We start from the raw sequence: 6,514 nt of genomic DNA, 5'->3' as shown, positions 1-6,514 counted from the left end.
TCCCCTCCCCCCCCCCCCCCCCCCCCCCCACCCCCCCCCCCCCCTCCTCCCCCCCCCCCCCCCCCCCCCCCCCCCCCCCCCCCACGGCCCTGTCCGGACAGGTGGCGGGCGTGCGCTGCTCCTCGGCTCACGCGTGTGGGCCGGTCTCCCCCAGATCGACCATTCCCGCCGTAAGCGTCGCCCCGTCCGCCGGGTCGACCAGGATGAACGCCCCGGTGCGGCGCGAGTCCGCGTAGTCGTCGAGCGCGAGCGGCTCGGCGGTGCGCAGGGTGATCCGGCCCAGGTCGTTGGCGGCCAGCTCGGCGGCCCCGGCCAGATCCTTCACGATCGCCTTGACCGTACGGGTCGTGTGCCTGACCAGGACCCGGTCGCCGACCCGCAGCGGACGGTCGGCCAGATGGCAGACGGCGGCCCGGACGTCCCGGGTGAGCGAGGGCACGTCCGCCCCGGTCGTGATCATGTCGCCGCGCGAGACATCGCGCTGGTCGGCCAGGCGCAGGGTCAGCGACTGCGGGGCGTACGCCTCCAGCGCGTCCTCGCCGAGTACGTCGATGCCGGTGATCGCGGACGTCTCGCCGGATGGGTGGACCGTCACGCGGTCCCCGACGCGCAGCGAACCGGAGACCAACTGGCCTGCGTAGTAACGGACCTCGGCGTGCCGGATCACGTACTGGACGGGGAAACGCGCTGGTTCGCCCGAGCGGTCGCCGCCGACCGGGACGGACTCCAGATGCCGGAGCAGCGCCGGACCCTCGTACCAGTCCATGCGCGTCGAGCGGTCCACCACGTTGTCGCCTGCCAGGGCCGACACGGGGATCGGGGTGAAACCGGGCAGGTCCAGTTCGGCGGCGTGGCCCGCGAAGTCCTCGACGATCCGCTCGAACTCCTTCTCCTCGTATCCGACGAGGTCCATCTTGTTGACCGCCAGCACGATCTGCGGAACGCGCAGCAGCGCGGCGATCGCCGCGTGCCGCCGGGTCTGCTCGACGACGCCGTTGCGGGCGTCGACCAGGATGATCGCCAGTTCGGCCGTGGAGGCGCCGGTGACCATGTTGCGGGTGTACTGCACGTGGCCGGGGGTGTCGGCGAGGATGAACCGGCGTCGGGGCGTGGCGAAGTAGCGGTAGGCCACGTCGATGGTGATGCCCTGCTCGCGCTCGGCCCGCAGCCCGTCGGTGAGCAGTGCCAGGTCCGGCGAGTCCTGGCCACGGCTCTGGGAGACGCGTTCCACGGCCTCCAGCTGGTCGGTGAGCACCGACTTGGAGTCGTGCAGCAGCCGGCCGACGAGAGTGGACTTGCCGTCGTCGACGGACCCGGCGGTCGCGAACCGCAGTGTGTCCACGGTGGTGCGGGACATGGCGGCGGTGACGTCGGCCGTGGGGACGGTTGTTGTGGGAACGCCGGTCGCGGGAACGCCGGTCGTGGGGACGATGGTGCCGGTCATCTCTAGAAGTACCCCTCGCGCTTGCGGTCTTCCATCGCGGCCTCGGACATCTTGTCGTCGGCGCGGGTGGCGCCCCGCTCGGTGAGCCGGGAGGCGGCGATCTCGGCGATGACCTGGTCGAGGGTCACCGCGTCCGAGTCGACGGCGCCGGTACAGGACATGTCACCGACGGTCCGGTAGCGGACGAGGCGGGTCTCGACGGTCTCGCTCTCCTTCGGGCCGCCCCACTCGCCCGCGGTCAGCCACATGCCGGCCCGCTGGAAGACCTCCCGCTCGTGCGCGAAGTAGATCTCCGGGAGCTCGATGCCCTCGCGGGCGATGTACTGCCAGACGTCCAGCTCGGTCCAGTTGGACAGCGGGAAGACGCGGACGTGCTCGCCGGGGGCGTGGCGTCCGTTGTAGAGGTTCCACAGTTCCGGCCGCTGGCGGCGCGGGTCCCACTGCGAGAACTCGTCGCGCAGCGAGAACACCCGCTCCTTCGCGCGGGCCTTCTCCTCGTCCCGGCGTCCGCCGCCGAACACGGCGTCGAACCGCTCGGCCTGGATCTTCTCCGTCAGCGGCACCGTCTGCAGCGGATTACGCGTCCCGTCGGGACGTTCCCTCAGCACACCGCGGTCTATGTAGTCCTGTACGGAGGTCACATGGAGCCGCAGCCCATGTGCGGCCACCACATGGTCCCGGTAGTCGAGGACTTCCGGAAAGTTGTGTCCTGTGTCCACATGCAGCAGCGAGAACGGCACCGGAGCGGGCGCGAACGCCTTCAGCGCCAGGTGCAGCATGACGATGGAGTCCTTGCCGCCGGAGAACAGGATCACCGGCCGCTCGAACTCGCCCGCCACCTCGCGGAAGATGTGCACCGCCTCGGACTCCAGCGCGTCCAGATGCGAGAGCGCGTGCCGGGGGAACGCGTGCTGCGCAGGCGCGTGCTGGGCGAGCGCGTGCGCGCGCTCGGGCGCCGCGGCGGTCGTCGGGCGCGGTGTCACACGAGCCCCCTGGCCGCCAGCACCGCGTGCACCGCGTCCGCCGACTCCTCGGGCGTCTGCGACTGCGTCTCCAGGGACAGGGCGGGGTCCAGCGGCGGCTCGTACGGGTCGTCGATCCCCGTGAGGCCGGTCAGCTGACCGGCCGCCTGCCGCGCGTACAGGCCCTTCACGTCCCGCTCGCTGCACACCTCGACCGGAGTGGCGACATGCACCTCGATGTACGGCGTGCCGCTGGCCTCGTGCCGTTTGCGCACCGCCTCGCGGCTGTCGGCGTACGGGGCGATGACCGGCACCACCGCCAGCACCCCGTTGCGCGCGAGGACTTCGGCGACCAGGCCGATGCGCTGCACGTTGGTGTTGCGGTCCTCGCGGGAGAAGCCGAGGCCGGCGGAGAGGAAGCGGCGGATCTCGTCGCCGTCGAGGACCTCCACGCGGTGTCCCTCGGACCGCAGCCGGCCGGCGAGGAAGCGGGCGACGGTCGTCTTGCCCGCGCTCGGCAGCCCGGTGAGCCAGACGGTGGCTCCCTGAGCGGTGGGGGGCTTCTGCCGGCCCCTGGCCGTGGTGGTCATGCGCGCTGTCCCTTCGAGGCGCCCGCGACGCGGTGCCGTTGATCGGAAAGTTCGTGGAGGTCGTGGAGTTCGCGAACCTCGTGGAGTTCTCGGAAGAGGGCCTCCCAGCGGGGGTGTACGGCGTCCGGTCCGTACGAGGCCGCCGTCAGTACGGCGGCGACGCCCATGTCCGCCCGCAGCGCCCGGTCGCCCATCAGCTTGGCCATGGCGTCGGCGAGCGCGTCCGGGTCCTCCGGCGCGACCAGCAGACCGTCGACTCCGTGTGTGAGCACGTCCGAGGGCCCGGTCGGGCAGTCGAAGCTCACCACCGGGAGCGAGTGGCTCATCGCCTCGATCATCACCATCGGCAGCCCCTCGAAGCGCGAACTGAGCACGTAGAAGGAGGCCTTGGCGAGTTCGTCGTCGAGCCGGTCCGTGTGGCCCATCAGGAACACGTGGTTGTAGAGGTGGTGCTCCTCGATGAGCTCCCGTAGCTCGGCCTTCTTCTCGCCGCTGCCGTAGATCCTCAACTGCCAGTCGGGGTACGTCTCGACGAGCTTCGCCCACGCCGGAATCAGCAGGTCGAAGCCCTTCTGCGGGAAGAGCCGGCCCGCCGCCACCGCGATCTTCGAGCGGTGGTCGGAGGGCACCTGGTCGAGGGAGTGCACGGCGTTGGGGATGCGCACGACCCGGGTGCCGGGCAGCAGTTGCTCGTACTCCTCGCGGTCCCGTTCCGTCAGGACGGCGACCGCGTCGAAGCGCGCGTAGGTCTCCCGGATGCGCTGCCGCACGTCCTGCTTGTGCGTGCCGTGGTTCATGTGCTCCTGTGCGACACGCACCACGCCGCCCGTCGCGTGCTCCGCTGCCAGGAAGTTGAGCGCGGGCCGCGTGGTCACCAGCACCCCGTCGCGCAGCGAGGAGAGGTACGTGATCAGCCGCTGCTCCACGTACCGGTTGAAGTAGCGGTAGCCGAACTCGCCGCACGGGATGTGCCGCGCGGGCTGCTCGGTGAGCCGGCCGCGCCGCCAGTCCTGCCAGCGCCCGACCACGCCCGAGGGCGGGGTGTGGGCCTCCTCGCGCAGGTCGACGACCGTTGTGACCTTCACCCGCGGGTCGAGCGGGAACTGGAGGTCGTCACGGCGGCGCAGCGCGCTCACCAGCTCGACCTGCCAGCCCGCCTGCACCAGGGAGTTGGCCTGGTTCATCACCGTGCGGATGGTGCCGCCGCGTCCGTACGCGTGCAGGAGCAGATAGCGGACCTTCGGCCGCCCTCCGATCTGATGGGTCGTCATGTTGCGGCTCCCGTGCGGCACTCCAGCGAAAGGTTGTCCTTCACCGTGTAGTACGGACGCACGCCGATGCCGCGTACCCGTTGCTCTGGAAAGACCATGATCTTTTTCTTGCCGTGGATGTCGTCGAGCCGCCTTCCGGCCCGCAACTCCACCTCACCGTCGGTGAGATGGATGTCCCACTCCTCGACCCCGGCCCCGATCTCCGCCTCGGCGGTGTCGGTCGCCGCCGCCAGGTCGGCGACGGGCAGCTCGCTCTCGAAACGGTCGCCCTTCACCTGCGCGGGATAGTCGAGGCGCTGTTCGGCGTGGCTCCGGCGGGTGAGCAGCAGCCGCCACTCGCCCTCGGCGGGGTGCCCGTGGATGTGTCCGACGAGTCTGACGCGCCCTTCGCGCGGCCAGACCTCGGCTATCTCGGCGTGCGGCTTCACGAGGTGTAGCCCCAGGCCTCGCACATCGGTCGCAGGATCTCCGGTATCTCGTCCTCGGCGGGCAGCGCACGGCCGCTCTGCACCCGGCCGGTGCGGATCTTGTCCCGCCAGTCGCCGAGGCCCTTCACGACCTGGGTGTCGTCCTTTCTGCCGTAGTCGAGCATCGACGGCTCGAAGTCCACGTCCAGGAAGGTGCAGAGGCGGCGCATCTCCTTCTCGGGGCCGGCTGTGAGGTCCTCGTAGCGCAGGGTGTGGCCGCCGGTGATCCCCTTGCGGGCGTTGTCGACGGCCTGCATGTAGCGCAGCGCGTCGGCGGCGGCCTCGTCGGAGGTCCGCTTGTCGGGGTCGCCCTCGTGCCAGGACCGGGCGATGGACACCGGGTGGCGGAGCAGGAAGACGAAGCGGGCGTCGGGCCAGCAGTCCCGGATGCGCCGGTACACGAACGCGTTGCTGGGTGTCTTCTCGACGATGAAGTCCTTGCCGGACCTGACCAGTTCGCGGTGCATGACCCGGTCCCAGAGCAGATGCTCCAGATCGCCGCGCTCCAGGTCCAGGGCGCTCATCGCGCGCTGCGACAGCCTGCTGCCGAAGTCGACCTCCAGGCGGCGGATGTGCAGCTCGTGCGGGGAGTGGAACCGTGAGTGGGCGTTCAGGAGCATCCGCAGCAGGGTCGAGCCGGAGCGCACCGGCGACATGATGAAGACCGGCTCCCGCAGCAGCCGGTCCGTCGCGAGGTCCACGGGCGCGGGACATCGGTACACCGGCGTGGGCCGCTTCCCGGGTTGCGCCGCCGCTTTATTCGGCCCGGGGGGTGCGACGGCGGCGGCCCTACGCACCTGGAGGCCGGTGGTGGCGGAGAGCGCCCGGTTCAGACTGCGCATCAGACTCATGCGTCACGACGCTAGGTAAGGATTATGAGAAGAGGGACTGAGGAGCCTGAGCGTTGCCTTAGCGGTCCATAGTGTGGCCGGTGTCACATGGTTTCGGGTTTGGGGTCGTTCCCCGGTACGCCCGCGAAGGCCGCCCCCGCGTCCCGCAGCCGCTCGTGCAGCGCCCGGAAGACGGCCGCCGAGCGGGCGCCCGGCCAGTCCTCGGGCAGCAGCGCGGGAGACAGCCCGGGATCGGCGTACGGGAGATGGCGCCAGGTGTCCAGGGCGAGCAGATAGTCGCGGTACGCCTCCTCCTCGGGGGTGTCGTCCCGCGCCTCCCAGTCGTGCAGCACGCGCGCGTGGGCGTCGAGAAACGCCTCGTGCTGCTTGGCGATCGCGGCCAGGTCCCACCAGCGGGCGACCGCGTCTGCCGTCGCCGCGAAGCCCAGGTGCTCGCCGCGGAACAGTTCCACGTACGCGTCGAGCCGCAGCCGTTCCAGCGTGTGGCGGGTCTCCTCGTAGAGGCGGGCGGGCGCGAGCCAGACGCCAGGCGCGGCCGTCCCGAAACCGAGGCCGGACAGACGGGAGCGCAGTACGTGACGTTTCTGCCGCTCGGACTCCGGCACGGAGAACACGGCGAGCACCCAGCCGTCGTCCTCGGGGGGTGAGGCCGCGTAGACCCGGCGGTCGCCGTCGTCGAGGAGCTGTCGCGCGTCCGGCGACAGTACGTACCCGGCCGCGCCCGACGCCGTGCGCGCCGGCACCAGCAGCCCGCGGCGTTTGAGCCGCGACACCGACGAGCGCACGGAGGGCGCGTCCACGCCGACCGCGGCGAGAAGCCGGATCAGTTCGGCCACGGGTACGGGACCAGGGGCGAAGCGGCCGTACGCGCCGTAGAAGGTGACGATGAGGGACCGGGGAGTGTGCTGCTCGGACACGTTGATCACTCT

General features: G+C 71.0%; 7 protein-coding genes. All 7 read right to left on the bottom strand.

The genetic code is table 11. The annotated features are described in order from the left end of the window. Positions 1-127 precede the first annotated feature (127 nt). On the bottom strand, positions 128-1,357 hold the full coding sequence (locus ACZ5VQ_RS48845; RefSeq protein ID WP_469110681.1) for a sulfate adenylyltransferase subunit 1: 1,230 nt from the start codon (positions 1,355-1,357) through the stop codon (positions 128-130). Positions 1,358-1,446: 89 nt separating this feature from the next. Continuing rightward, positions 1,447-2,325, bottom strand: coding sequence for a sulfate adenylyltransferase subunit CysD (gene cysD, locus ACZ5VQ_RS48840; protein WP_469110680.1), 879 nt, complete (start codon positions 2,323-2,325; stop codon positions 1,447-1,449). Between the two features lie 98 nt (positions 2,326-2,423). Beyond that, the gene (gene cysC, locus ACZ5VQ_RS48835; protein WP_469110676.1) at positions 2,424-2,996 is read right to left on the bottom strand and encodes an adenylyl-sulfate kinase; all 573 of its coding nucleotides are present in this window, start codon (positions 2,994-2,996) and stop codon (positions 2,424-2,426) included. After that, positions 2,993-4,267: a glycosyltransferase family 4 protein gene (locus ACZ5VQ_RS48830; RefSeq protein ID WP_469110675.1), complete on the bottom strand. Its 1,275-nt coding sequence runs from the start codon at positions 4,265-4,267 to the stop codon at positions 2,993-2,995. The genes cysC and ACZ5VQ_RS48830 overlap by 4 nt, the downstream gene beginning before the upstream one ends. Further along, complete coding sequence (locus ACZ5VQ_RS48825) at positions 4,264-4,695, bottom strand: hypothetical protein (protein ID WP_469110674.1); 432 nt, start codon at positions 4,693-4,695, stop codon at positions 4,264-4,266. Before ACZ5VQ_RS48825 ends, ACZ5VQ_RS48830 begins: the two co-directional genes overlap by 4 nt. After that, on the bottom strand, positions 4,692-5,585 hold the full coding sequence (locus ACZ5VQ_RS48820) for a sulfotransferase family protein (protein WP_469110673.1): 894 nt from the start codon (positions 5,583-5,585) through the stop codon (positions 4,692-4,694). The genes ACZ5VQ_RS48825 and ACZ5VQ_RS48820 overlap by 4 nt, the downstream gene beginning before the upstream one ends. 83 nt (positions 5,586-5,668) lie before the next feature. Next, on the bottom strand, positions 5,669-6,511 hold the full coding sequence (locus ACZ5VQ_RS48815) for a PaaX family transcriptional regulator (protein WP_469110672.1): 843 nt from the start codon (positions 6,509-6,511) through the stop codon (positions 5,669-5,671). Between the last annotated feature and the right edge of the window lie 3 nt (positions 6,512-6,514).

It is taken from the genome of Streptomyces sp. NPDC033178 (genome assembly GCF_055577685.1).
The sequence above is the reverse complement of the archived record's forward strand: the minus strand, read 5'-3'. Positions and strand labels throughout refer to the sequence as shown.

What these genes read in the sequence shown, in the direction of transcription:
- ACZ5VQ_RS48845 (WP_469110681.1), bottom strand. Translation starts at nt 1,357, where the DNA reads ATGTCCCGCACCACCGTGGACACACTGCGGTTCGCGACCGCCGGGTCC.
- cysC (WP_469110676.1), bottom strand. Translation starts at nt 2,996, where the DNA reads ATGACCACCACGGCCAGGGGCCGGCAGAAGCCCCCCACCGCTCAGGGA.
- ACZ5VQ_RS48830 (WP_469110675.1), bottom strand. Translation starts at nt 4,267, where the DNA reads ATGACGACCCATCAGATCGGAGGGCGGCCGAAGGTCCGCTATCTGCTC.
- ACZ5VQ_RS48820 (WP_469110673.1), bottom strand. Translation starts at nt 5,585, where the DNA reads ATGAGTCTGATGCGCAGTCTGAACCGGGCGCTCTCCGCCACCACCGGC.